The organism is Pseudomonas sp. LBUM1649, from assembly GCF_059716155.1.
Window position 1 is genome coordinate 2,860,698 of record NZ_CP166807.1, and the last position, 25,440, is coordinate 2,886,137.

Genomic DNA, 25,440 nt, shown 5'->3' on the forward strand with positions numbered 1-25,440 from the left:
TGGTGCCCCGCCATCGACAGGCAATCTTGAGAGCACTTCGGCTGATCTCTTTATCACCTTCAGACTTCGTTAAGAAATGCCTTTGATACTTCTCCCCAATTGATCCGGGGGGAGGTGTTTCCCAATGTCTGATTTCAACTGGAATGTTCAGTTGCCGCTGCACTTTGGCCAAGCCGAAGCGCCGCGAATGCATGTCGCCAGAGCATTGCCGGAGGACCCGCAACGGTGCGCCTTCGAAATCTTTATCCAGCAACGTTTTCGTAAGGCTCACGGTGCCGACATTCGCCATTTCATGCCGGAACTGTTCGGCATGATCGATGCGTGCGATGCGCTGTGTGCGGTGGTCGGTGTACGTCTGGCGAGCGCCGGACCGCTGTTTCTGGAGTGTTACCTGGACGAGGCGATCGATCCGCTGATCAGTGCCGCCGCCGACCAGACCGTAGACCGATCGGCCATCGTCGAGGTGGGCAACCTGGCAGCCAGCGACACCGCAAACGCTCGAATGAGCATCATCGCGATGACCTACCTGTTGGCCATGGGGGGACTGGAATGGGTGGCCTTTACCGGGAACCTGGGGTTGGTCAACAGCTTTCATCGCCTGGGTTTGAAGCCGGTCACGCTGTGTGCCGCCGACCCTGCGCGACTTGGCGAGTTCCGCCACACCTGGGGCAGCTACTACCAAAGCAAGCCTTGGGTTCATGTTGGCAACATCCGCGCCGGATTCATTCATCTGCGCGATATCGGGTTGTTCAGCCGCCTGGGTTTGCCAACGTCCATTGAGGCTTGCTGCCATGTCGCCTGAAGTGGAACGTTTCAAACAGACCCTGCGCAACCATGCCGAGCGTAAAGCAAGTCCCACTGCATTGTGGGGCGATCAGCTGAAACTGGACTACGCCACGCTGTATGCCGAAGTGATGGATCGCCAACAGCGTCTGCGAAACGAGCAGGTCAAGGTCGTTGCACTGGCGCTGGACAACGGCGTCGACGCCATGCTCTGGGATCTGGCCGCACTGTTCGAAGGCCTGACCTGTGTGACCTTGCCGGGCTTTTTCAGTCCGGCGCAGCGCAAGCATTGCCTGGAACAAAGCCAGGCCGAACGGGTAATTGCCGAACCGCCACTGCACGACGAACTGCAAGCGGCTGGATATCAGCAGAACGGCGAGTTCTTGCGTCGCACCTTCAGTGGCCGGAACCGGATGCCTGAAGGCACTGCCAAGTTGACCTTCACCTCGGGCACTACGGGTACGCCCAAGGGTGTGTGCTTGAGTGCGGACAGCATCTTGCGGGTCTCCCGCGAGCTGGATCTGGCCAGCAAACCCACCGACCCGCAACACCACCTGGCCCTGCTGCCGCTCGCCATTTTGCTGGAAAACATCGGTTGTTATGCCGCGTTGCATGCTGGCGCGACCTTGAGCCTTCCCAGCGAGAAAACTCTGGGGATTCAAGGCGCCAGCGGTGCGAATGTGCCGCAACTGCTGGCATGCCTGTCCAGCCGGTCCCCCCAGAGCCTGATTCTGGTACCTCAGTTGCTGCTGATGCTGGTCGGCGCTGCCGAACGGAAAGCCTTCGACCCACAGCATCTGCGTTTTGCCGCCGTGGGCGGCGCCCGGGTTTGCGAGGATCTGCTGCGTCGGGCCCAGCGTGTGGGCCTGCCGGTCTACGAAGGTTATGGACTGTCGGAGTGTGCATCAGTGGTGTGCCTCAATCGCCCACAAGCGTGCCGCCCCGGCAGTGTCGGACGGCCGTTGCCCCATGTGCAGATTCGTTTGGCGGACGACGGCGAAGTGCTGATCAAGGGTTCAACCTTGCTGGGCTATCTGGGAGAGGCGCCGCACACCGAGCAGTGGTGGCCCAGCGGCGATCTCGGCGAGTTCGACGCCGAGGGTTTTCTCTACCTCAAGGGACGCAAGAAACATCAGTTCGTCACCAGTTTCGGGCGCAACGTGAATCCCGAGTGGGTGGAGGCCGAACTGACCCAGCGCGGGCATATCGCCCAGGCCTTCGTCCATGGCGAGGCCATGCCGCACAACCATGCGCTGCTCTGGCCACATCGCCCGGATTGTACTGACCAACAACTGGCCGCCACCGTAAGCCAGGCCAACGATGCTTTGCCCGGGTACGCCCAGGTCCGTCACTGGAGCCGGCTCGTCCAACCCTTCACTGCCGCCAACGGTTTGCTCACCGCCAATGGCCGGCCGCGCCGTGATGTCATCGTCGAACGCTACAGGGTGCAACTGAGCGAATCCGCATTTTCCGAGGAAACCGCACCATGAGTTTTTTTGACAGGTTGCAGGAAGCCACTCAACAGGAACGCATTGAGTTGTTCAACTTGCCGATCATCCGCGATGCGCTGGAGGGCAAGGTCAGCCTGGAAAGTTACCGCGCCTTTCTGGCACAAGCCTATTACCACGTGCGCCATACCGTGCCGTTGATGATGGCTTGTGGTGCGCGCTTGCCGTTACGTCTGGAATGGCTGCGTGAAGCGGTGTGCGAATACATCGAGGATGAATACGGCCACGAAAAGTGGGTACTTGATGACATCCAGGCCTGCGGCGGTGACAAGGACGCTGTACGCGACGGGCGTCCGTCCTTGCCGATCGAATTGATGGTCAGCTTCCTCTACGACTTGATTGCCCGGGACAACCCGGTGGGGCTGTTCGGCATGGTCAACGTGCTTGAAGGCACCAGCATCGCCCTGGCTACCCGCGCCGCCGGCAGCATTCGCGAACGCCTGGATCTGCCGGAAAGCGCCTTCAGCTACCTCAGTTCCCACGGCTCGCTGGATATCGAACACATGCAGACCTATCGCCGACTCATGGACAGACTGGAAGACCCGGACGATCAGGCCGCGGTCATTCACGCCTCCACAGTGGTCTACCAACTGTACACCGATATGTTCCGCGGCTTGCCGCGTGACGGGGAGAACCTGCATGCGCCTGTCTGAAGCTCGGGTGGTGTTGACCGGAGCCAGCGGCGGCATCGGCCTAGCCATCGCCACGGCCCTGTGCGTCAGTGGTGCCAGGGTATTGGCCGTGGCCCGGAATCGGCAACCGCTGGCGTCACTGCTTGAGCTTTACCCCCGCAACCTGTGCTGGATCGGTGCTGACCTGACGCTGCAATCCCAGCGCCGCGAAGTGCTGGCGGAGGCTGAAAGTATCGGCGGTATCAACCTGCTGATCAATGCCGCCGGGGTCAACCATTTCGCCATGCTCGAACAGCTGGACGACAGTGAGATCAACGCGATGCTGGCGGTGAACATCAGTGCGCCGATCTGCCTGACAAAACTGCTGCTGCCACTGCTCAAGCAGGCCGACAGTGCCATGGTGGTCAACGTCGGTTCGACCTATGGCTCCATTGGCTACCCCGGATACGCCAGTTACTGCGCGACCAAGTTTGCCCTGCGCGGGTTCTCCGAAGCCCTGCGCCGGGAACTGGCGGATACCCGGGTCAGCGTGCTCTACGTCGCCCCTCGAGCCACCCGCACCAGCATGAACAGCCCGGCGGCCCAGGCGCTCAACGATGCCCTCAAGGCCAATGTCGACGATCCGCGAGCCGTGGCAGCCGCTGTGATTCACGCCATTGCCGGTGACCGTCGCGACTTGTACCTGGGCTGGCCGGAGCGCTTTTTTGTACGCCTCAACAGCCTGCTGCCGCATCTGGTGGACCGTGGCTTGCGTAAACAATTGCCCCTGATCCGCCACCTGAGCGAGAAACCCGACCAGGAGAATCTCAAACCATGAAAAAGATCATCGCTTGCCTGCTGTCTGGCGTATTGAGCCAGAGTGTCTGGGCACTGGATGCCGCCGACCAGCAACGGCTCAACGGGATCCAGCAAAGCTGGGCGCACATTCAGTACGAGTTGCCCGAGGGACAACGCACCGCTGCCTTCGAAAAACTCGCCGCGCAAGCTTCAAGCTTCACACAGGAACGTCAGGCCGTAGCAGAGGCATGGATCTGGGCCGGTATCGTCACCAGTAGTTGGGCCGGTGCCCAAGGAGGCCTCGGGGCGCTGAGCAAGGTCAAAGAGGCGAAAGCCGATCTGGAAAAAGCCCTGGCGTTAGACCCCAAGGCATTGCAAGGCTCTGCCTACACCAGCCTCGGTGCGCTGTATGACCGTGTGCCGGGCTGGCCCATTGGTTTTGGCGACTCGGACAAGGCTGAACAATTGCTCAAGCTAGCCTTGCAAATGAACCCCAACGGCATCGATAGCCTGTACTTTTGGGGGGATCACCTCTACCGTCAAAAGCGTTACGTCGAGGCCAGGGCAGCACTGCAAAAAGCCTTGTTGGCCGCGCCTCGTCCCGGCCGCGAAAGCGCCGACGCCGGGCGGCGCAAAGAGATTGAAACGCTATTGGTTGACGTGAACAAGAAACTCGGCTGACAGGAGTCCGTGTGCGCTTATTACTGATAGAGGATGACGTGGCGCTCGGCGAGGGCATTCATCAGGCCCTCAGTCGTGAAGGCTACACCGTCGACTGGTTGCAGGATGGCAGCAGCGCCTTGCACTCGCTGCTCAGTGAAATCTTCGATCTGGCGGTACTTGACCTTGGCCTGCCGCGCATGGACGGTCTCCCGGTGCTGAGGCGCCTGCGTGACAGCGGCTCCACTCTACCGGTGCTGATCCTGACCGCGCGCGATGCCACCGAAGACCGCATCTCCGGGCTGGATGCCGGAGCCGATGATTACCTGATCAAGCCTTTCGACCTGGCCGAGTTGAAAGCCCGCATACGCGCGCTCCTTCGGCGCAGCGCTGGCCGCGCGCAATCGCTGATCGTACACGCCGGTATCAGCTTGAACCCAGGCACCCAGCAAGTCAGTTACAAGGGCGAGCCAGTAGCCCTGACACCCAAGGAATACCAGTTGCTGCATGAACTACTGTCGCCACCCGGCCGGGTAATGACTCGCGATCATCTGATGCAGTTGCTCTATGGTTGGAACGAGGAAGCCGAAAGCAACACCCTGGAAGTGCACATCCATCACCTGCGCAAGAAGTTCTCTACCGACCTGATCCGCACCATCCGCGGGATCGGGTATCTGGTGGAGGAGCGTCGATGACCTCGATCAGGCGTCGCACCCTGACCTTGATCATTGGCCTGATGCTCGCCGGCCTGATGGTGATCAGCGTACTCAACCTGTACGACAGCAACCACGAAATTGCCGAAGTCTACGATGCCCAATTGGCCCAGAACGCCCGCCTTTTACAAGGCGTCATGCGCATGCCCATGGCGAGCAAGGAACATGCTGATCTGTATCAGGCTTTCAATCAGGCCTTGAGCGAGGCGGCGCCCAGAGTCGATGGGCATCCCTATGAAACGAAGATTGCCTTTCAGGTCTGGAACTTCAAGGGGGAGATGCTGGTGCACACGGCGAGCTCACCGTCCTTCAGTGCACCACCGGCTACGCCAGGCTTCAGTGATGTAGTGGATCTGAACAACCGGCACTGGCGCGCCTTCTTGCTCGAAGACAAACAAAACAACCTGCGCATCTGGGTGGGCGAACGCGACGACGTCCGATCGGACCTGGTAGACCGGATCGTACGTCACACTTTATGGCCCAATATCCTGGGAAGCCTGATGCTGGCGGCAATGATCTGGCTGGCCATCGGCTGGGGATTGAAACCCCTGGTCAATATGGCGGCAACACTGCGGGCGAGGCCTCCCGGCTCACTCGACCCTTTGCAATTGACGCCGCTCCCCACGGAGCTTGAACCGATGCAGGCAGCGCTCAACCGAATGCTCGCGCAAATTCAGGAAGTCATGGGGCGTGAGCGGCGCTTTATCGCTGACGCCGCCCACGAAATGCGCACACCATTGGCCGTGCTCAGGGTGCATGCCGAAAATCTGATGGAAGCAGGGAGTGAAGAGGAGCGGCGCGTATCGCTTGAACACCTGATTGCCGGCGTCGACCGTACCAGCCGACTGGTCAACCAATTGCTCACCATGGCGCGTATCGAGCCTGAAACAGGCACTCAACCGCCTGCACCTATCGATCTGGCCGCCACCGTTCGCGACAGCCTGATTCAGCTGACGCCCTGGTTGTTGAGCAAGGATCTTGAACTGGTGTTCGACGTCAGTGACGACATCGGCCCCGTGAGAGTCGACCCCGCAGCGATTGATATTGCCCTTAATAACCTGGTAACCAATGCTGCGAACTTCTCCCCACCGCATGGACTCATCAGGGTAACGCTGTCCGCCAAGGAAAATGGCTACGAACTGTCAGTCGAAGATGAGGGACCGGGTATCAATGAGGACGATCGCGAGCGGCTTTTCGAGCGTTTCTACAGCCGCGGAAATGACCAGGGTGCAGGGCTGGGACTGACCATCGTCCAGGCCATTGCAGATCGCCTGGGTGGGCAGATCAAGCTGGAGAATCGCAGCCCGGCAGGGTTGCGCGCCACGTTGGAAATTTGCCGCGCGTGCCCCTGGCATTGCCCTCAGATAGATACGGATATCCATATGTTGTGAGCAAGTAAAGAATCGAACCTTTGCCACTGATCATTTGCCAAAAGGTAGGCCTGGCATGAAAGGGCAGGGCTGTATCGAGGAATCCGCTATGCACAACTACACCGTGGAATACCTGTTCAACGGCGAACCGCGCACCCACATCTTCGAACTCAAGCAACCTCGGTTGCCCATCCATGAGGCGGCGATGCACTTGCTGCAACTGCATTTCGGCGATGGAGAAAACAGCCTGGTCATGCCCAACGCGGACGCGACGCCAGAGGAGGTTCTGAAGCAGGCTGAACTGGTAGGGCTGACGCAGATCAAGATCGACGATCAACCCGGTTGATGGGAGTTTTGCGGCAACCAGCAACCCCTTTTGCCGTCCGTATTTTATTCAGGGCCAGTCTTTACTTGCTCACTAATAAGTTGGGCGAGTATCCGCACCGGTTCGGTAAAACTCTGTCGAGACCTGTGTACGAGCCCGATATCACGGTGGAAAGTGTGCTGCCCCAGATCGAGCGCTCGTACACCTGCGGGCCATTCCTGATGGGTTGCTGTCTGCGGCACTAAAGCAACGCCGACACCATTTTCAACCAGCTTGATGATGGCCTCCAGTTCATCCAGCTCGCAAACCTCGCGCAAGGTGAAATGCATTTGCCGAAGGAAGCGATCCACCTGTCTGCCCCCGAATGATGATCGGTCATACCGAATGAACGGTTGGCTGGAAAGTAGTTCTGACCAATCTTCTCCCGGCAGTTCACGCGGCACAATCAAGCGGTAGGGCTCAAGTGCCAAGGTCGTCCAGCGCAGATCGCTTTGTAGCGAGAAGGGCGGGCGAATGATTGCTGCCATGTCGATTTCGCCGGCATCCACGAGGTTTACCAACTCCATCGATAGCCCTGGGATTACCCGGGTGCGGCACTGCGGGCATTGTTGGTGAAACCTGGCTAATGCGTCCGGTAAAAAGGATCGCTGCACGGAAGCGATCGCACCGATGTTCACCAGGACGCCTGCAGGAAGTCCGACAGTGGTGGAGCCCAGATTGTCGTAGAGGCGAAGCAGTTCCTGCGCTTGCAGGAGTATTTGGTGGCCCATCCTGTTGAGGTGGGCTGAGCGTCCCTTCCTGTCGAATATCTCGAAGCCGAGTTCGGCTTCCAGACGCTGGATCTGGGCACTCACCGCTGCCTGGGTGAGGCCGATTTTATTCCCGGCAGCGGCAAAGGTTCCTTCCCGTGCAACGGCGATGAGTGTCTTGAGTTCTTTGATCATTCACAAATATTAATTGTGTTTCTAAGAAAAATATATTGATTTTTTTGCTTGGTAGGCCGCCCTACGATGTGCCTATCCCCCGGCAACTGGCCGAACCAATAAGCCGATGCCGGTCCTTCACCAACAAAAAAATTGTATTGGAGTTCCGATGAGCCTCTCGCCTTTCCACCTCGCAATCCCCGTCTACAACCTTGCTGGCGCACGCACATTTTACGGCGAAGTGTTCGGCCTGGAAGAAGGTCGTTCCAGTCACCAGTGGGTCGACTTCAACTTTTATGGCCATCAGTTGGTCATTCACGAACACCCAAAAACCGCTTCCCAGGAAAGCGTCCATAGCAACCCGGTAGACGGCCACGACGTACCTGTTCCGCACTTCGGCATCATCCTGGGCTGGGAAGAATGGGAAGCACTGGCTGAGCGCTTGAAGTCTTTCGGCACGGAGTTTGTGATCGAGCCCTACATTCGTTTCAAAGGGCAGGTCGGCGAGCAAGCCACCATGTTTTTATTTGACCCTTGTGGAAATGCCCTTGAATTCAAGGCGTTCAAGGATATGAGCCAGCTCTTCGCAAAATAAGAACAGTGTTGGCACAACAGCGTTGTGCCATTTGAACTCAAGTGAGCTGGAAGCTCATGACTCTAGCAACTGCCAATTAATGCAGTCCTTTCATTCCAACAAGAAGGCTAGACATGAAACGTATTCCCTTGGTGTGGCAAATCATTGCCGGGCTGCTGCTTGGCGTGCTCGTCGGTTGGTACTTCAATACGCATCCGCAGTATCAATTGTGGGTTAGTGCGGAAATCCTGAAACCGCTTGGCGATATCTTCATCAAGATGATGAAGATGGTGGTTGTGCCGATCGTGTTCTGTTGCATGATCCTGGGCATCGCAGGAGGCGGTGATAACAAGTCATTTGGTCGTATGGGCATAAAGTCGTTGGGATATTTCTTTGCGATTACCGGCCTGGCGATTGTAATGGGTCTGTGTTTCGCAAATATCTTCGAGCCTGGCACGGGTACCGATATTTCGGGCATCACGCATAGCTCTGCGTCTATCACGATGGAACCTTCGAAGGGCGCCCTCGTCATTGTGCAGAACATTGTCCCGGACAATGTCTTCGTTGCGATGTCGGAGGCGAAGCTGCTGTCGGTGCTGTTCTTCGCGGTGTTGTTCGGCATGGCCTTGAACTCGCTACCTAGAGAGAAAAGCGCGCCAGTGGTCGCGGTGGTTCAGGGTATTTCCGATGCGATGTTCAAAGTCGTCTCAATCGTCATGGCGTACGCTCCGATAGGTGTATTTGGCATGATCGGCGCTACCGTTGCGACCTTTGGCTTTGCCTCGCTATTGCCCTTGCTAAAGCTGATTGGTGTGGTGTACCTGGCACTGATTGTCTTTGCGTTGGTGGTACTCGGCGGTATTTGCTATTTGATCGGCGAGAACATCTTCAAGCTGATCAAGTACTTCCGAAACGAGCTGATTCTTGCGTTCTCGAGTGCCGCGTCGGCAGCGGTGATGCCGCAGCTGATGAGCAAGCTGGAGAGCTATGGCGTTGCGCGCCGCATCGTCAGTTTTGTGGTGCCGGTGGGGTATGCGTTCAATCTGGATGGCGCGTCGATTTTTCTTGGCGTGGCGACGATTTTTGTCGCACAACTCTATGGTATCGACCTCTCGCTTTCCCAGCAGATTCTGCTGGTGGTCACGATGGTGCTGACCTCCAAAGGAGCTGCCGGAGTACCTGGATTTGCCATCATCATCTTGTCTGCGACATTGGCGTCTGCCGGTCTTCCATTGGAAGGGGTGGCATTGATCGCGGGCATCTTCAGGATTATCGATAGCGGTACCACCACATTGAATGTGTTGGGCAATGCCATCGCACCCTTGGTTATCGCCAAATGGGAGAGGGCGGCCCTTGAGCCTTCACGAGTCAATCCGGTAGCGCAAAAAAACATGGCAATTCACGAGTAGACATCTGACAGGAAACACTAGCGGCCTGGTCTGCTCGAAGAATACTTTCAGGAGTACATCGGGCGTGTCGATATCGTGATGGCCGCAGAAGGAACCGGAGCCGAGCGGCTGTTGGGCTATCTGCGTTACTGGGCAAAGACGCAAGCGTTCGATCATCCCGAGGAGATATCCCTGGTGGTGAAGCTGGGCGCTGAAGTCTGCGACTTGTCGGAGGACATGCGCACGGTGCTGGAAGAAGGCACCGCGCTGATCATCCAGCGAATCACGCGTTGTGTTGAGCAGGGCATGGCCGATGGTTCCATTTCGCAGAACCAGGATCCGCCGGGCGCAAGGCCGGATTGACGCGGTAGCGTTTGGTCGCTTGTTCATTGCCAATCCAGACCTTGTAGAGCGCCTGCGTCGTGGTGTCGAACTGACCATCGCGCCACGTGAGAGTTACTACGGCGGTGGCGCCAAGGGCTACACCGATTGGCCAACGGCCAACGGCCAATTCCAACTGTAATTGTCGGTTTTCGTTTGTCACGTCCGCTTGGCCAAGCGGGTCACCAAAAACATGCAACCAGGAGTACATCATGAGCAATCCAACTTACGTCCAGGAATACAACGCGATCGTCGACGTGCTTAGCCAGTACAACGAGGGTGGTGCCAAGGCTGACAGCACTTTGATGAAGCCCGCGTTCAACGAACAGGCCACCATGTTTGGGGTCGACGGCGACAAGCTCGTCGGCGGCGCGATTCAGAATCTGTACGACGTCATCGACAACTCTTTCCGCCCATCCCCAGATGCCAAAGCCGCGATCGTGCGCATCGACATCGTGGGCACTGCCGCCAGTGCCCGGGTCGATACCGACAACGTTTCTGGATTTCGCTTCACCGATTTCTTCAACCTGCTGAAGGTGGAAGGCAAGTGGACGATCGTCAGCAAGATTTACCACACCCACCCGAGCGCGTGATCCCTCGATCGCCTCTGACTTGTTTTAGGTAGGTTGATGCTTGGAGGTCAGGTAATTGTGTGGGTAGCTTGGAGCAGATGTAACGAGTTCAAGGTCTTGCCTTAGCTCTTCGATAAGGCTCGCGATTGACTGTCCGGTACTCAGTTGAACTAGCGAGATTCCGGTAACGACAAGAATCTCCTGGTTCGACGTCTCATGAAAAATACGAACGGTCAAGGCAGCCCCCGGATCGATGGTGCATTCGCAACGTGACGGAAGGAAACTCTGCTCCACCAAATGGCGGATTTCTAAAGTCGATAACATGACCGTTGGTCCTGACGGAGTCAACCAAATGACTCTTGTCTGAAGGGTGTCGAGCAAGCGCCGCGAAGGTGCGCGCTTGACAGGGCTTGACCTGATTATTGGCTAGGGGCTCACCATTTAGCCTACACCGGATCCCTTAAGGACATTAGATCCTTTCGGTCTCGGGTCATGGGCCGAACGCTAACGATAACGCTCTCGCCGTCCACGACGATTGAGCGCGTACAGGCATCCACCCAGCAACAATGATGCGCATACCGCTACCAGCAAGGAAGGCTTGTTCTCGGTATTGCGCCAGCCACCCTCGATATGCCGTTGCCCGGTGGGCGGCTCGAAGAGGTTGCCGGACGACGTCACCGACTCTGGACTGTATTCGAGACCCAGCCGCGTCAACCACCCGGATAGACGGGGGAAACCAGGCGTCAGGAAATGCGCGATGCGTGCCAGTGTGGCAGCGCTTCCCACGGTAGTGCTGGGCCTTGGTCGTATAGCACAGGCAATCATTGCCTGGGCAACGAGATGCGGATCATAGAGGGGTGGCGGTGGCTTGAGCGCATGACCGGTGAAATTACCGGCATCACGAAATCCAGGGGTATCCATGACAGCTGGGTAGATGTCGCACACATGAATGTCTGGATATTCATTCAGTTCCCCGCGCAGCGCCTCGCTGAAACCGCGTAATCCATATTTGCTGGCCGAATACGCCACGGCATAGGGCTGCGCGACCCAGCTCCCCAGCGAAAGGGTATTGATCAAGGTTCCGCGCCTTTGCTTTTTGAAGTACGGCCACGCGACATAGGCACCTCGCAGGTAACCGAGCAGATCCGTTTGCAGTACCTGTTCATGGGCCTCAAGAGGCGTGTCCTCAAAGCTGCCTACCGCGCCGACACCTGCGTTGTTGATCCAGATGTCGATGCGCCCGTCGCCAAAGGCGGCAGCCTGATCTGCCAGAGCTCGCATCTGTTCACTGTTGGTCACATCCGTGCGAACTGCCAGGGCGGTGGCGCCCCGTGCGGCACATTCTTCGACGACTTCATCGAGGGCGGCTTCGTCACGCGCTCCCAGGACCAGGCGGGCGCCTTGGCTGGCGAACGCGTGTGCAGCCGCTCGGCCAATGCCGCTGGATGCGCCAGTGATCACCACCAGTTTGTTGTCGAGCAGTTTGGCCGGGTCACTACGGGACACATCGGGGCGCTCTCTGACCGTTGGCGAGGGTGAATCCACCGGGGCGTTAAATCGGATTTTGTTGAGTTTCAGGCGTGCGCCATCAGCCAGAATCAACGTCAGGTCTTCGATGCTGCCAGCGAGCCGATCTGGAAATACCGGTTCGCCCGTGGGATCAAGTTCGTCATAAAAAAATGCTGACCTTCCAGCCACCCGACAGCGGTCATTAATTCCGGCCCCAGGTAATACTTTCCGTCGAGAAAGAACCCGGGAAAATGTCGTGTGCGTTCGAGGCTCTCGACGGTGTAACGCTCGCCTGGCTTCATACCGGTTAGTGAGTCGATCATCAGGACATCCTCGGGTTCGCGTGTGTTGCGATAGAGGACGGGCTGATATCAATGTTCCATCGAGATGACAGAAAGCTCGGCGGCATAATTGGGAAACTGAAGTGCGCTCGGTTCATCCACCGCTGACTTTCCAATGTTTGACATCATCAGCGAACATCATTTGCTTCATCTCATGGGCTATGCCATATGCCAAAGACTCGTGTGCAGCGATGACTTTTTCTTCCGCTGAAAGGCAATGAAAAATATCGAGCTTGGTCTCGGCGTCAGCCGTTTCGATTGTGAAAATCTGTACGTAACGCGCAAGGTCGTTGTCGAGGCTCGACAGGTATTCACGAAGGCGCTGATGGTCGACCGATTTTTGGCTGAAGTACCAGTTCATCGGGTGAATCAGGAAGCGTGAGTGGGGCGATGTGATACGCCGACCTGCCGCCAAAAACATAATGATGCCCATTGATTCGATGTTGCCCGCGTTGATCGCGCAGAGCGGTACCGGCAGTGATTTCAGGAAGGTGTAGAGGGTGAAGCCAAAGTTGGTGCTACCCCCGCTCGTAGACAGATTGAGGAGCAGGGAGGTAGCGCCTTGATCGATGGCTTCGAGGCAACAGTCCCGGAAGCGCTCAGTGGTTCCCTGATCGATCTGGCAATGAAAATGCACGATGTGTTCAGTCATCGGGTGACCACCTGGGTGTGATGCATGGAGGACTCCTACGCGTATCAAGTCTAGTAAACATCGAGCATTTGATCTGCAAGCCGTCGCAGATTGCCCCTCCATGAGGCATTCGCCGTCCATCGAATACGCGCAAATTCAATGGAACCAAATGCCCGAATCCACTCGTCGCGAGCCCGATATTTCCGTTCAAACTTTCTCTTTTGTGCGTCCTCCGAATTAGACGAGCCTATGCTCGTGCCAACGATGTAGAGGTGAAAGAAAATGGCCAATACAGGAAATAAAAATCCCGGCAATTTCTCCAATGATCGGGACAAGGCTACTGAAGCCGGTAACGAAGCCGGTAAAGAAGCCGGTAAAAAAGGAGGTCAGGCTTCCGGCGGACAACAATCGCGCGATAGCGATCGCATGGCCGGAGGCGGGCAGGGCACCAATCGCGGAGGCGAATTTGCCGACGATAAGGAAAACATGTCCAAGCCAGGTCAGAAAGGCGGCCAGGCTTCAGGTGGACAACAACCCAACAAGGCTGATCAATCGGCCACTGGTGGGCAAGGAAGCGGACGCGGCAGCAATCTTGCCGATGACCGCGATAAATCTGATACGGGACGCAAGGACGATGGGATGAGCGGAGGTGGAGGTCGCAAACCCTGATGCCGTATGACCCTATCAAGCCCCGAATCTTTCGGGGCTTGATTTCGCTATCATTCCTCACAGGAATGCAGCACATAAAATTAATGAATTTTTATTATTCCTGCGCATGACGTAGGTTGATTTCAGGACATGGAGAATTGCCTTGAAATCATCCTCTTTCAACGCTGCTGAAAAATTTGATACCGCACGAGCTGATGAGTACGCACGACAGGGCCGTATTGCGTTGGCAGGATCTTCCCTGGCCTGGGTTTGGGTTCAAGACGATCGTGGCGCTGGATCGTGTGAAGTAGGGCTGGATGTACCGAGCGTGCCTGGGTAACCGCTGGCTCAATCGCGTCTTGGGTATCGAGCTTGCTGGAACACGGCCAAGACTAACCCGCGACAGCGACCGTGTCGTGAGATCAATCACAATGACGCGTTATTTGATCTGCACAATGACCGGACCTTCCGTTACGATCGGCGGGTCCGCGTGGATATTCGATGCATTTTTCTGAATCCACTCACGTGCAACTTTCAAGCTCGCATCGCTGCCGGCCTTGTCCGTGCAAACAGTCACCGACGTACCACCATCACCCGTATTGAGCAGTGTGTAGCTTACGAGGCCAGGCACTGTTCGCAGGGCAGCTTCGACTTCGGTTTTGCGTTCTTCCAAACGCTCGAAAAGCTGCTTTGCTCCAGCACCCAAGTAGGTTCTTATAACCGCATACATAGTCGTCTCCTTTGGGAGCACCGTCTTGGTGCCTATCCAGATCCGCTGATGGCCGCTATCACCCGGGTTTCAGTTCACCCCGATTTATTAAGCTTAGCCACACGCTGGCTACAAGCGAAATGCAACGACCACCGGCCGCTTTTGGCACGTTGTGGCCTTTTACGATGGGCAGCAAAAAACCGATTCTGCCCGTCAGTAAGGTGTTGATAGACACAACATCACGCTCATGCCTGATCCATCGCCTCAGCCACCCCCTGATCCTCACCCAGGAAACCACCACTTTGATGCTGCCAGAGCCGTCCTTGATTGGCCGTTGAGAGATGCGACATGAAAAACCACAGAACCAGGGCAGTTGCGCTGATCAAGGCGCCCAGCAGGCTGACGGCCATCCAGCCCCATAGCGCATAAACCTGGGTCGCTGCGGCGGCTCCCAGCGCGCTGCCGACCGAGTAAAAGCACATGTAGGCGCCGACCATGCGACTTTGCGCGTCGGGTCGTGCGGCGAAGATGATGCTCTGGTTGCTGACGTGTACTGCCTGCACCGCGAAGTCGAGCAGGACGACCCCGCAAACCAGCGCGATCAGGGACGTCTCGGCAAATGTGATGGGCAACCAGGACAGCGTCAGGAGCCCCAGCGAAATGCCGGTCACTCGTTGCCCAAGGCCTTGATCGGCCCAACGACCGGCTCTTCTGGCAGCCAGGGCGCCGGCGACGCCGGCCAGGCCAAACAGGCCAATGGCAGTGTGTGAAAGCGACAGCGGCGGAGCGCTCAAGGGCAGCACCATGGAGGTCCACAGCACGGAAAAAGCGGCAAAGATCAGTAGCGCCAGCACGCCCCTGGCGCGTAACGTGGGCTCGGTGATGAACAGTTTGAAGAGCGAACCGATGAGCGCAAGGTAGGCGTCTTGCTGCCTTGACGACGTCGGTACAGGCACTACTTTCCACAGCACTGCCACGAGTGTCAGCATCAGTCCTGAAGACACAAAATAAACGGCGCGCCAGCCCGCAATGTCGGCAGTCAGGCCAGAGGTAAACCGCGCCAGTAGAATGCCCAGGACAATCCCACTGGTTACCGTCCCCACTGCATGCCCGCGTTGCGAGGGCGTTGCCAGCACGGCGGCGTATGCCACAAGTACCTGAACGACCACTGCCAGCAAGCCCATCACGATCATGGCACCCAACAGGGCCAGCCATTGCTGTGCTGCGCCAATCGCCGCGAGCGCCACCGCAGACAGCAGCACTTGCGTCAGAATCAGCCGCTTGCGGTTTACCAGATCCCCCAGTGGGACGATGAACAGCAACCCCAGCGCGTAACCCACCTGGGTGGCCGTCACCACAACCCCGATCATCGATGAGGCCACGCCCAAGCTCTGGGCCATGGAATCGAGTAACGGTTGCGCGAAGTAAACGTTGGCTACTGCAAGCGCGCAGGTCATGGAAAACAATAACGTGAGCGACGGTGAAAGCCCTGGAGAGCGGTCGATCCTGCTGCTTTCTCCGGTTCCCTTAAGCGATATTTGCGAAGGCTGCCTGGCCAGCGATTGGGTAGCTGAATCGGTATCTGCTGTCATGCGCACCTCCATGGCGTTAAACTGGTTGCAATTGAAAACTTGATTCCATTGTTGCCGCATCAGGTTTCAAATTGCAACCACATTCCACAGGGGTAAAAAATGCTCGACGACGCTTCACCGCAAGGCAGCGAATGCCCGGTAGCAAGAACACTGGAAGCCATCGGTGATCGCTGGTCGCTCATGATCATCCGCGACGCTTTTGACGACATTCGCCGATTCAGCGAATTTCAAAAGAGCCTGGGCGTGGCCAAGAATATTCTGGCATCGCGACTGAAGACGCTGGTCGAGGTCGGGATATTCGACGTGCGACCGGCGTCGGATGGCAGCGCCTACAAGGAGTACGTACTTACGGAAAAAGGACGGGAGATCTTTCCGGTTGTGGTCAGTATGAGGCAGTGGGGCGAACGTTTTCTGTTCAAGCCGCAGGAAACCCGTTCTGTGCTGTTGGACAACGCGTCCGCCCAGGCGCTGATGCCGATTGAGGTGCGCTCAGCAAGCGGGCAGAAACTGGGACCCGCTGACTGCCACAGGGTGAGACTGGTTGATGGTGAGTCGTGAATCGAGGGCACAAAAAAACAATTAATCGCTACGCGACAAGTTCGACGTAGCTCGACTCCCCACCTCCAGTCGCGCCCGACAACCAACCCCATACGAAGGACAGAGTGGTACGTCCCGCGTGATCAACACCTACCGTGCCACGAGACCAGCCGGACAGAATCTCACCCTCCGTAGTCAGGCAATGAAAAAGAAGCTCGATGGTATCTGGGCCTGTTACGCGGCCGACTTGATTGCCCATGCGGATCTTGCCGCCTTGGTAGGTACCCGAAACGGCATCTCCCTCGACATGGTAATGAAATACCGTGCCTGCACCGGATAGCCCGTGGGCGTTGCCCGCTACCGTAAATCGGCGATTGTTCAAACGCTCGCTGATTTGAGAAAAAGGGATTTCCATAAATGTCGCGTCCTTTAGTCGAGAGGGTCCATTCCAGCGTTCGATAATCCTAACGTGGAAACGATAACAACTGTAGGAGCCGGCTTGCTGCGGCCGGCTCCTACGGGATTAGCGTCAAACCGAAGCCTGGGCTGAAGGGCTCAGAACCTTCCTGTCAGTGGGTACTCGACCGCCAGGCGTATCTGGTCCGTGTCCAGTTCTGCCTGGGCAGTATTGCCCCGATGCACATTGTGCTGCACCGACAGGGTGGTGCCTTTCGCTGCGCCACCTTGCACCACATAGCGCACCTCCAGGTCACGTTCCCAGTGTTTGCCGCCTTCGCCATAACCCAGATAGGCATAGCCGCCTTGCGGGTCGACATGGCTGCCATCGATCTGGCTGCCGCGAACATAAGCGGCGCTCATGGACAGGCCCGGTAACCCCCAGGGGGTGACATCCAGATCGTAGCGAGCTTGCCAGGACTGTTCATTGGGTGCGTTGAAGTCCGACAGCTGGACCGCGTTGCTGATAAAGATCGCGCCGCGGGTGACGTAATCAAACGGCGTGTTTGCATCCACCTTCTGATAACCGAGGCTAAAGCCATGTGGGCCTTGGGTGTAAGTGGATATCAGGCTCCAGGTGGTATTGTCGATCCTGCCGGATAACGACTTGCCCTCATCAGTGGTGCGATACAGGTTCAGGTTGAGTGCCAACGAGCGTCTTTCATCCAGCGGCTGGATGAAGGTGCCACCCAGGTAATGCTGGTTCCAGGTGTCCTCATAGCGCGAGGTATAGATGCTGACGTTCAGGTTTTTTTCCGGTGTAAAGACCATGCCCGCGAGATCGAAGGCATTGCCTTTAACGGCGTTGGAGTAGTTGACCACAAAGCCCTGGTCATGACTGCTGGCATTTCGATCGGTACTTTCGGTGAAATGTCCTGCGACCAGCTTCAGTGCCTCGAACTCTTTGCTGGAGAGAAATACGCCGGTGGCGGTCTCCGGGAGCAGGCGGCTATCGGACGAACTGAATACCGGCGTTTTCACGCGCTGCTCGCCATAGCTCAGCACGGTCGATGACAGGCGGAGTTTGACTGCCGCACCGCCGCGGCTGAACGCGTCCTTGGGATGTCCCTGGTTGTCGAGCCCAAGCAATCGCGCTTTCCCTGCGCGGCCACCGCCGCTGTCCAGTTGTGTGCCGAGATAGGCATGGGCATCCATACCTACCCCGATCAGGCCCTGGGTGAAGCCTGATTGCACCGTACCCATTAGCCCGTAGGCCCATTCTTCGGCGTAGTCATTACGCTCGTCACGCGGTTTGTAGGCATTGCGCGCTGCGTTGTTGCGGGCGCCATTGCGGTACTCGCGATGGTCGTAGACAGTGCGATTGAGCACGCTCCAGGCGCTGTCCTGGATAAATCCATTGGCTTTCGATTGAGCCGAATCAGCGAGTGCGAGTGGACTTGCCAGGGCGAGAAGAATGGCGGATCGGGTAGGCATTTTCGGGGTGTCCACAAACGAATCAGGATGAACGCAAGCGCAGGATGTGCGCGCCGTCAAAGGGGTCAATGAGGTAGTGCGCGTGGACACCGAAGGTGTCCAGAAGGCGTTGTGGGGTCAACACCTCGAGCGGCTTGCCAAGGGCCACCAGGCGTCCCTTTTCCAGCACAGCCAAACGATCACAGGTGAGTGCCTGGTTGAGATCGTGCAAAGCAATCACGGTGGTCACGGGCAATGCGTGAACCACGTGCAGAATCGCCAGCTGGTGCTGGATATCCAGGTGATTGGTCGGTTCGTCCAGCAGCAGGATCTGCGGGCGCTGGGCCAGGGAACGCGCGATATGCACACGCTGACGCTCGCCACCAGAGAGGCTACGCCAGGTGCGCCTGCTCAGGTGCGTCGCATCCACGTCGTGCAGGGCTTGATGGACGATGTCATCGTCCGCCTTCGACCATGGACTCAAGGCCGACAGCCACGGCGTTCGGCCCAGGGCCACGGCATCGAACACACGGATCGCATCCAGTGTGTCGGCTTGCTGTTCAACCACCGCCAGGGTTTGTGCGATGGTTCGCCGCGACAGTGCCTTGAGGCTTTGGCCGGTGAGATGGATGGCTCCCCGGCTGGGGAGACGCACGCCGGCCAGCAGTTTGAGCAGCGTGGATTTTCCCGAACCGTTGGGCCCGATAAGACCCAGGGTTTCGCCACGACGAATGTCCAAGTGGATCTCGTGCAGTAATTCAACATCGCGGATAGAGAATCCGATGCCGGAACAACTCAATACGGGTTCGTCGATAACAGGCGCAGCAGCATTCATCGGGCATTCCTCCGACCGACCAGGATCAGCGCGAACACTGGCGCGCCGACCAATGCAGTGATCACGCCAACCGGAATCACCTGGCCCTTGATCAGCGTCCGGGACAGAACATCGGCGGCAATCAGAAACACCGCACCGCCCAGCGCGCTGGCCGGCAGCAGGCGCGTATGCCGAGTGCCCAGCAACAGCCTTGCGGCGTGGGGTATGACCAGTCCAACAAAACCGATGGAGCCGACAATCGACACCATCACCGCCGTCACCAAGGCGGCACAACTGATCAACAGAAATTGCACAGGACGTACCGCAATGCCGAGCGAGGCCGCGGAGTCGGCGCCAAAGGTGAAGGCATCCAGCGCACGCCGGTGCCACAGGCAAACCGCGAGACCGGCTATCGCAATCGGTACGGCCAGCCACACGGAGGGCCAGCGCACGCCACTGAGATTGCCCAGCAACCAGAACATGATGCCGCGAGCCTGTTCGGAACTGGCCGACTTGGTGATCAAGAACGCCGTGAGCGCATTGAACAGTTGCGAGCCGGCAATCCCCGCCAGGATGATCTGCCCGGTACTGCCAGGCGAACCACTGGCACGGCCCAGCAACACAACGACGGCGAAGGCAGCGACGGCACCGGAAAACGCCCCGACCGACATCGAAATCGCCCCGGCACCCAAGCCCAGCAACGCCACCAGCACCGCCCCCGTCGAGGCCCCCGCGGAAATGCCGAGCAGGTAAGGATCGGCCAACGGGTTACGCAGCAGCGATTGCAGGATCACCCCGCAGGTCGCCAGGCCCGCCCCGCAAGCCGCCGCCACCAGCGCGCGAGTCAGGCGGTAGTTCCAGACGATGCCCTCGTCGATGGGATCGAGGGCGTAACCGGCCGTCCACAGTTTGTTGGCCAGCACCTGGAACACCACACTGGGCTCGATGCGGGTTTCACCGATGGCCACACCGGCAATCACGGCCAGAAGCAGTATCACCAGTGCCAGCAGAGTGCGAATCAGCGTCGCGGTCATTTTGGCAGGTCGTAGCTGTTGATGGCCGTTGCCAGCGATTCGAGACCGTCGAACATTCTCACGCTGGCCTGCATGGCCATGGCGTCGAGGATAATGATGCGGTTGTTTTTCACGGCGTCCATGTTGCGGGTCACGGGATCGCTACGCAGGAATTCCAGCTTTTTTTGATAGTCATCGGCCGGGAAACGACGGCGATCCATGCGGGCGATGACCAGAAACGTCGGGTTGGCCTTGGCGATGGTTTCCCAGCCAACGGTTGGCCACTCTTCGTCGGACTGCACCACATTGCGCACGCCCAAGGTGCCCAGCATGAAGTCGGGAATGCCCTTGTGCCCGGCGACATAGGGATCGATATCCAGACTGGCACTGGAAAACCAGACCAGCGCGCTGGTGTGCGTAAGGTCTTTGTCTTGCACAGAGGCAATGGACTTGGCCAAGCTGGCCTGCAGTTGCGCGTTCAGCTGCTGTGCACGCGCCTGGACATCAAAAACCTCAGCCAGCTGGGTGATGCTTTTGTAGATGCTTTCAATACGAAACGGCTGCAGGCGGGTGCCATCGGCACCCACCAGGTTGTCCTTAGACTCGCAGTCCGAGGGCATGAGATAGGTCGGAATCTGCAGTTCGTGAAACTGCTCGCGGGTAGCGACTGCGCCTTGCGGGCCGACCATCCATTCCAGCTCGACGGCGACCAGTTCCGGGCGTTTGCCGATCACCGACTCGAAACTCGGCTCGTTATCGGCCAGGCGTTCGGTCTTGTCGTTTTGCGCCTTGTACTGACCCAGTACATCATTGAACCACAGCGAAGTACCGACCAGTTTGTCACCGAGTCCCAAGGCAAAGAGCATTTCGGTGCCGGCCTGGCCGATCGTCACAGCCTGGGCGGGGGCCTGCGCGAACGTCAGTGTGCTGCCGCAGTTCTCAATCGTCAGCGGGTAATGAGTGGGGGAGGCATAGGCGAGGGAAGAAACACCCAGGCCTGTGACGAGGGCGAAAAAGCGCGGCAACAGCATGATGCAATCTCCATTTGAACCGTACACGCAGCAAGGGTGCAAGGTCTGGAAAACACATCATCGAGCGCTGCCGAAAAAGCAGTGCAAGGCCCGATCACCTGAGTGACGCGCGCGCAAGGATGTCCTTCCCGGACACCCCGCCGGTTAGTGATTTGTTGCTTGGCCGGCAGGTCTCCTGACTGATGCGTCATGGCGTGCTCCAGCCTTCCCGGGAATCGATCCCAGTGGCAGTTCAGGAGCAGGCTCGGCACCTACAGTTGCGGGGGCAGTTCCGTTTGATGCGTTGGCAGCATCACGGATTCCCTATTAATCCCATTTGGGAACCGGCGGCGGCATGGTAGTCGATCATGCCGCCCGAGGCGAACCCATCTCTTGATCAGAAGCCCCGATAAGAAGTCCCGATCAGAAGTATTTGAGCCAGCCGATATCGCGACGACGCGCCTTCAGTGCGGCGAACCAGCGCACCGGCAGATACAGCGATGCAGCCAGGAGCACGGCCGTCAGCCACACGGCCCACATGCCGTCGAAGCCGAAGTAGTCGCCCTGATTCAGACCGAACAACGCCACGCTGAGCAGATACAGCATTTTCAGCACATAAAGATGGAGCAAGTAGAAGAACATCGGTGCCGCACCAAATACCGCCAGGGTGCTGATCCACTTGTGTTGCCGGGCCCGCTCAAAGCCAAGCAGCAGCAACAGCCCCACGCCTAGCGTCAGACACAGGAACAGCAGGGAAGGTGGGTATTTGGTGATGTTGAAAAAACTCATGAGGGTGTGTGTGGTGTTTTCATAAACCACCCAATGTGCCTCGCCATAACCGTTGACCAGGCGCAGGGTGATGAAGCCGATCAATGCGCTGGCCCCAGCCAGCAACAGATAGCGCTGACGCACGGCGGCCGAGGTTGAGCGTGCGAACCAGGGGCCGATGCAGTAACCCAGGGCGATGACGCCGATCCACGGCAGCACGGGGTAGGAACTGCGCAGGCGCAAGTTGTCGGAGAAATCGATCCAGCCGCGATCATGCAAAATGGCCCAAGGCAGGTGCAGCGCCGATCCGGCCGGGAAGTGCAGGGGATCGAGCAGGTTGTGCCCGCCGACGATGACAAGACCCAGGACACACAGGATTGGCCGAGGTAGCCAGGCCAGTGCAGCGAGGGCAATCATGCTGACACCAATCGCCCAGATCACCTGCAGGTAAATCACAGTGGGGGGGAACTGGAAGGTCCAGGCGAAATTCACCAGGGTGAACTCCAGCACAACCAGGAACAGGCCACGCTTGAACAGGAACATCGATACATCGTTCTTGCCCTGGTGCTTTTCGCCGTACAGGTAAGCGGACAGTCCAGTGAGAAGCACGAACACCGGCGCACATAAATGGGCGAGCGTCCGGCTGAAAAACAACGTCGGCTCAGTGCTGTCGATGAGCATCGGGTCGGCGACCTGGCGGTGCAGAAAAAACGTCTCGCGCACGTGATCCAGCAGCATGAATATGATCACCAAGCCCCTGAGGGCATCGATGGACATCAGGCGCTGGCTTAGGCTGGTGATGGGCGGGATCTGAACAAGGTTTGTCATCGAAAGTCGCAGGCAGGGGGTGGATCACTCTGCCGGTAAACAACCGACAGCCAATGTGTTGATATAACGTAACATATAATGTTGGTTTGTGGGCTAGTTAGTTAACCTGGGCTGCTCGCCCAATGAGTTTTTTTATCATGTAAAGGAGCGCAAACTGAGCGACCTGGCGTTCGAATGACGGGTCGCGGTCGGCTGGCATGTTGTCATCTCGGGCACCCTGGGTAAGGACTTCGCGGGTACGATGAGCGCGCTTGCTGTCGACTGCGGGGGCCGGAGGAGGCGTTTTGAAACCATTTCCGCTCAGACCTGGCGCCTCACCTCTGGACACGTTCCTTCAAGCGTGCCTGCCACGCCGTGACGCTGTTCCGCCAAACTTAACGGAAAAAGCGGTCATCCCAGGCATTCCCAATGCTCGCTACAGGTTGGACTACGACCTGACTCCGTTCATTCAGGATGCGGTTCAAGCCAACAAACGTGAGAGCGAGGATCTCGCCAGAGCCGGGAAGCCGAACAACATCCTGCCGCCGGCAAGCATGCTGGCGGTTTCGGGCGGCGGCGATGCAGGCGCGTTCGCAGCGGGACTGATTGCGGGATGGACCAGCCATGGAACCCGACCCATGTTCAAGGTCGTCACGGGCATTAGCGCGGGTGCCCTGGTCGCCCCTTTCGCTTACCTGGGGCCTGAGTACGACGGTGTGATTCGGTATGTTTCCAACGCAATCGGTCCAAAGGACATTTTTCATTCGCGAAACGTGCTGACCCGTCTTGCCAGCGACGGTATAGCGGACAGCAAGCCGCTGTCTCGGCTCATTACGAAATACGTCACTGCGCAGATTCTTGCGGCGATCGCGGCGGAATACGCCAAAGGAAGAATTCTGCTGATCGGCACAACTGACCTTGATTCAGGGCGACCCGTCACCTGGAACATGGGCGCTATTGCCGAAAGTACAGCACCGGGAGCGCTCGATCTCTTTCGCAACATCATGATCGCGTCGATGAGTATTCCCGGTGCAGTCTCACCCGTCATGATCGATGTGGACGTTGACGGCAAACAGTTTCATGAAATGCACGTCGACGGAGGAGTCATCACTCAAGTTTTTCTCTACCCACCGGGCACCCTGGTGGGGCTGAACAGAGCCACCGGAGTACCTTTGCGACTCGAACGTCATTTCTATGTCATTCGTAATGGGACACTGGAGCCGCAGTGGTCCGGGACGAAGCGCCGTACATTGAGCATCGGCGGTCGAGCCATCAGTGCATTGATTCAAACTCAGGGGATCAGTGACCTGGAGCGAATCTACCGTATGGCGCAGCAGGACGGAGCGGACTTCAATCTTGCGTACATTGGCTCCGACTTTAACTTTGCGCGCAATCGCAAATTCGATGGCGAGTACATGAAGCGTTTGTTCGACTACGCCTTTCAACTCAGCGCGAAGGGCTATCCGTGGCATAAGTCGTCGCCGAACGAGAGTACGCGATAGAGACCTGGTCCTCCTATATCTCTTGTTATGTACTCCTCTAATTGGTATTGGAAAGCTGTTAAGGACGTGCCCGCGGTAACGTCACAATAAATACGCTGCCCTTGCTTTCACCTTCGCTCCTGGCATTTACCTTCCCTCCGTGCGCTTCAACCAACTCACGGACCACGGTCAGGCCAATCCCCAAACCAGAACCGTTGAATCCTATAGCCTTTACGTCCTGCACATACGGATCAAATATGAACGGAAGTGTTTTTGCGTTAATGCCGATGCCATTGTCGGAAACAGTGACTGTTAATTCGTCGGGAACTAACGTCACGGATAACTCGACGATGCCCTCGTTCGGCGTGTACTTGGTGGCATTGGTCAAAAGGTTGTGCAGAATTTGCGTAAAGCGCGCGGAATCGACATTCATGAGCAGTGTTTCATGGGGGAAACGTCTACTGAAATGCAGATTTTTAGCCCGCATCATCGGGCGGCATGCCTCTATGGCATCAGAGATGATCTGGATGATGTCGACATCGCTGCGATTGAGGCGCAGCTTGCCACTACTGACGCGAGACACGTCTAACAAGTCCTCGACCATGCGTGACATAAGTTGAATCTGGCCTTCAATCAGCGTCCGCATTCGAGGCAGCTCGACGCTGGGCATACTGACCATGCGCTCTGCAATCATGCTGATCGGCGTCAACGGATTGCGCAGCTCATGGGCCACTTTGGCGAGAACCCCTTTTTGCTGTGCCAAGGCCTGCTCGGCCTTGGATTGCATGTCTTGAGCGCTGAGGGCGGCGATAACCAACTGCTCGTTTGCCTCAAGCGTTTCCCGGTATAAATCGGGTAATTCTGCATCCGCAGGCGCTGTTGGCTCTGATAACGCCCCGAGCACCGACAATACTAATTGTTGATTAGCCTCAAGCAACCGCTCCGTTTGCAGGCTGTCTCTCAATTCACTGTTTACTTCAACCAGCTCTTTTTCCAGGGAGACCAGAAGAGTCCGGGCCTTGACGATTTTTTTACCCAACGATAAAAGTTCGTGGGCGGCATTTGCCAACTCACGTTCGTTCTTGCTATCGGTTTCGCTCATACC

The 25,440-nt window shown here is 57.5% G+C and carries 26 protein-coding genes, 4 pseudogenes and 1 riboswitch; of the genes and pseudogenes, 17 read left to right on the forward strand and 13 right to left on the reverse strand.

The window, feature by feature from the left end; all coding sequences use genetic code 11:
• Window positions 1-124: 124 nt before the first annotated feature.
• The 8 genes from ACA058_RS13390 to ACA058_RS13425 all read left to right on the forward strand — a co-directional run bounded on the left by ACA058_RS13390 (window position 125) and on the right by ACA058_RS13425 (window position 6,789).
• Window positions 125-802 carry a thermostable hemolysin gene (locus tag ACA058_RS13390; RefSeq protein ID WP_497639505.1) on the forward strand — a complete coding sequence of 226 codons (678 nt, stop codon included), beginning with the start codon at window positions 125-127 and terminating at the stop codon, window positions 800-802.
• On the forward strand, window positions 792-2,273 hold the full coding sequence (locus ACA058_RS13395) for an AMP-binding protein (protein ID WP_497639506.1): 1,482 nt from the start codon (window positions 792-794) through the stop codon (window positions 2,271-2,273). Before ACA058_RS13390 ends, ACA058_RS13395 begins: the two co-directional genes overlap by 11 nt.
• Entirely contained in the window at window positions 2,270-2,944 is a 675-nt protein-coding gene (locus ACA058_RS13400; protein WP_497639507.1) for an iron-containing redox enzyme family protein, read from the forward strand. The genes ACA058_RS13395 and ACA058_RS13400 overlap by 4 nt, the downstream gene beginning before the upstream one ends.
• Complete coding sequence (locus tag ACA058_RS13405) at window positions 2,931-3,740, forward strand: SDR family oxidoreductase (protein WP_497639508.1); 810 nt, start codon at window positions 2,931-2,933, stop codon at window positions 3,738-3,740. The genes ACA058_RS13400 and ACA058_RS13405 overlap by 14 nt, the downstream gene beginning before the upstream one ends.
• Window positions 3,737-4,381, forward strand: coding sequence for a tetratricopeptide repeat protein (locus ACA058_RS13410; RefSeq protein ID WP_497639509.1), 645 nt, complete (start codon window positions 3,737-3,739; stop codon window positions 4,379-4,381). Before ACA058_RS13405 ends, ACA058_RS13410 begins: the two co-directional genes overlap by 4 nt.
• Window positions 4,382-4,392: 11 nt before the next feature.
• On the forward strand, window positions 4,393-5,055 hold the full coding sequence (locus ACA058_RS13415; protein WP_497639510.1) for a response regulator: 663 nt from the start codon (window positions 4,393-4,395) through the stop codon (window positions 5,053-5,055).
• Complete coding sequence (locus tag ACA058_RS13420; RefSeq protein ID WP_497639511.1) at window positions 5,052-6,464, forward strand: ATP-binding protein; 1,413 nt, start codon at window positions 5,052-5,054, stop codon at window positions 6,462-6,464. The genes ACA058_RS13415 and ACA058_RS13420 overlap by 4 nt, the downstream gene beginning before the upstream one ends.
• An 88-nt stretch (window positions 6,465-6,552) precedes the next feature.
• Entirely contained in the window at window positions 6,553-6,789 is a 237-nt protein-coding gene (locus ACA058_RS13425) for a hypothetical protein (protein WP_497639512.1), read from the forward strand.
• 44 nt (window positions 6,790-6,833) lie between these two features.
• Here the strand turns inward: ACA058_RS13425 and ACA058_RS13430 are convergent, their stop codons facing one another.
• Entirely contained in the window at window positions 6,834-7,712 is an 879-nt protein-coding gene (locus ACA058_RS13430; RefSeq protein ID WP_497639513.1) for a LysR family transcriptional regulator, read from the reverse strand.
• Between the two features lie 148 nt (window positions 7,713-7,860).
• On the opposite strand from ACA058_RS13430, the gene ACA058_RS13435 reads away from it, so the two are divergent.
• The 5 genes and pseudogenes from ACA058_RS13435 (at window position 7,861) to ACA058_RS13455 (ending at window position 10,627) form a co-directional block, all read left to right on the forward strand.
• On the forward strand, window positions 7,861-8,286 hold the full coding sequence (locus tag ACA058_RS13435) for a VOC family protein (protein WP_497639514.1): 426 nt from the start codon (window positions 7,861-7,863) through the stop codon (window positions 8,284-8,286).
• Between the two features lie 113 nt (window positions 8,287-8,399).
• Complete coding sequence (locus ACA058_RS13440; RefSeq protein ID WP_497639515.1) at window positions 8,400-9,674, forward strand: cation:dicarboxylate symporter family transporter; 1,275 nt, start codon at window positions 8,400-8,402, stop codon at window positions 9,672-9,674.
• A gap of 30 nt (window positions 9,675-9,704) precedes the next feature.
• Window positions 9,705-10,001: pseudogene (locus tag ACA058_RS13445) on the forward strand (TetR/AcrR family transcriptional regulator); the annotation flags it as partial.
• Window positions 9,994-10,176: pseudogene (locus tag ACA058_RS13450) on the forward strand (alkene reductase); the annotation flags it as partial. The pseudogenes ACA058_RS13445 and ACA058_RS13450, both read left to right, overlap by 8 nt.
• A gap of 70 nt (window positions 10,177-10,246) precedes the next feature.
• Window positions 10,247-10,627 carry a nuclear transport factor 2 family protein gene (locus tag ACA058_RS13455; RefSeq protein WP_497639516.1) on the forward strand — a complete coding sequence of 127 codons (381 nt, stop codon included), beginning with the start codon at window positions 10,247-10,249 and terminating at the stop codon, window positions 10,625-10,627.
• A 24-nt stretch (window positions 10,628-10,651) separates the two neighbouring features.
• Here ACA058_RS13455 and ACA058_RS13460 read toward each other — a convergent pair whose 3' ends face one another.
• The 3 genes and pseudogenes from ACA058_RS13460 to ACA058_RS13470 all read right to left on the reverse strand — a co-directional run bounded on the left by ACA058_RS13460 (window position 10,652) and on the right by ACA058_RS13470 (window position 13,108).
• Window positions 10,652-10,930: a DUF1652 domain-containing protein gene (locus ACA058_RS13460; protein WP_497639517.1), complete on the reverse strand. Its 279-nt coding sequence runs from the start codon at window positions 10,928-10,930 to the stop codon at window positions 10,652-10,654.
• A 180-nt stretch (window positions 10,931-11,110) separates the two neighbouring features.
• Window positions 11,111-12,438, reverse strand: a pseudogene (locus tag ACA058_RS13465) (SDR family oxidoreductase).
• A 112-nt stretch (window positions 12,439-12,550) separates the two neighbouring features.
• On the reverse strand, window positions 12,551-13,108 hold the full coding sequence (locus ACA058_RS13470; protein ID WP_339552187.1) for an ATP-dependent Clp protease proteolytic subunit: 558 nt from the start codon (window positions 13,106-13,108) through the stop codon (window positions 12,551-12,553).
• 261 nt (window positions 13,109-13,369) lie between these two features.
• Here ACA058_RS13470 and ACA058_RS13475 point away from each other — a divergent pair, with 261 nt between their 5' ends.
• A complete protein-coding gene (locus tag ACA058_RS13475) occupies window positions 13,370-13,756 on the forward strand; it encodes a stress protein (protein ID WP_497639518.1) in 387 nt (128 codons plus the stop codon).
• A 142-nt stretch (window positions 13,757-13,898) separates the two neighbouring features.
• Window positions 13,899-13,988, forward strand: a pseudogene (locus ACA058_RS13480) (SAM-dependent methyltransferase); the annotation flags it as partial.
• Between the two features lie 186 nt (window positions 13,989-14,174).
• Here the strand turns inward: ACA058_RS13480 and ACA058_RS13485 are convergent.
• Both ACA058_RS13485 and ACA058_RS13490 read right to left on the reverse strand, forming a co-directional pair.
• Window positions 14,175-14,465: a hypothetical protein gene (locus ACA058_RS13485; protein WP_497639519.1), complete on the reverse strand. Its 291-nt coding sequence runs from the start codon at window positions 14,463-14,465 to the stop codon at window positions 14,175-14,177.
• A 224-nt stretch (window positions 14,466-14,689) separates the two neighbouring features.
• The gene (locus ACA058_RS13490) at window positions 14,690-16,036 is read right to left on the reverse strand and encodes an MFS transporter (RefSeq protein WP_497639926.1); all 1,347 of its coding nucleotides are present in this window, start codon (window positions 16,034-16,036) and stop codon (window positions 14,690-14,692) included.
• A gap of 99 nt (window positions 16,037-16,135) precedes the next feature.
• Between ACA058_RS13490 and ACA058_RS13495 the strand changes: the two genes are divergently transcribed.
• On the forward strand, window positions 16,136-16,594 hold the full coding sequence (locus tag ACA058_RS13495; protein ID WP_497639520.1) for a winged helix-turn-helix transcriptional regulator: 459 nt from the start codon (window positions 16,136-16,138) through the stop codon (window positions 16,592-16,594).
• A 28-nt stretch (window positions 16,595-16,622) separates the two neighbouring features.
• Here ACA058_RS13495 and ACA058_RS13500 read toward each other — a convergent pair whose 3' ends face one another.
• From ACA058_RS13500 to ACA058_RS13525, 6 genes are all read right to left on the reverse strand, one after another.
• Window positions 16,623-16,988: an avidin-fold protein gene (locus ACA058_RS13500; protein ID WP_497639521.1), complete on the reverse strand. Its 366-nt coding sequence runs from the start codon at window positions 16,986-16,988 to the stop codon at window positions 16,623-16,625.
• A gap of 140 nt (window positions 16,989-17,128) precedes the next feature.
• Complete coding sequence (locus tag ACA058_RS13505; RefSeq protein ID WP_497639522.1) at window positions 17,129-18,463, reverse strand: OprD family porin; 1,335 nt, start codon at window positions 18,461-18,463, stop codon at window positions 17,129-17,131.
• Between the two features lie 22 nt (window positions 18,464-18,485).
• On the reverse strand, window positions 18,486-19,277 hold the full coding sequence (locus ACA058_RS13510) for an ABC transporter ATP-binding protein (RefSeq protein WP_497639523.1): 792 nt from the start codon (window positions 19,275-19,277) through the stop codon (window positions 18,486-18,488).
• Entirely contained in the window at window positions 19,274-20,290 is a 1,017-nt protein-coding gene (locus ACA058_RS13515; RefSeq protein ID WP_497639524.1) for a FecCD family ABC transporter permease, read from the reverse strand. Before ACA058_RS13515 ends, ACA058_RS13510 begins: the two co-directional genes overlap by 4 nt.
• The gene (locus ACA058_RS13520; RefSeq protein WP_497639525.1) at window positions 20,287-21,300 is read right to left on the reverse strand and encodes an ABC transporter substrate-binding protein; all 1,014 of its coding nucleotides are present in this window, start codon (window positions 21,298-21,300) and stop codon (window positions 20,287-20,289) included. Before ACA058_RS13520 ends, ACA058_RS13515 begins: the two co-directional genes overlap by 4 nt.
• Window positions 21,301-21,448: 148 nt before the next feature.
• A riboswitch (cobalamin riboswitch) is annotated at window positions 21,449-21,643 on the reverse strand.
• A gap of 59 nt (window positions 21,644-21,702) precedes the next feature.
• A complete protein-coding gene (locus ACA058_RS13525) occupies window positions 21,703-22,875 on the reverse strand; it encodes an acetyltransferase domain-containing protein (protein WP_497639526.1) in 1,173 nt (390 codons plus the stop codon).
• 284 nt (window positions 22,876-23,159) lie between these two features.
• On the opposite strand from ACA058_RS13525, the gene ACA058_RS13530 reads away from it, so the two are divergent.
• Window positions 23,160-24,356, forward strand: coding sequence for a patatin-like phospholipase family protein (locus ACA058_RS13530; protein WP_497639527.1), 1,197 nt, complete (start codon window positions 23,160-23,162; stop codon window positions 24,354-24,356).
• 58 nt (window positions 24,357-24,414) lie between these two features.
• On the opposite strand, the gene ACA058_RS13535 is transcribed toward ACA058_RS13530, so the two are convergent.
• Window positions 24,415-25,437, reverse strand: coding sequence for a sensor histidine kinase (locus ACA058_RS13535; RefSeq protein WP_497639528.1), 1,023 nt, complete (start codon window positions 25,435-25,437; stop codon window positions 24,415-24,417).
• Window positions 25,438-25,440: the final 3 nt, after the last annotated feature.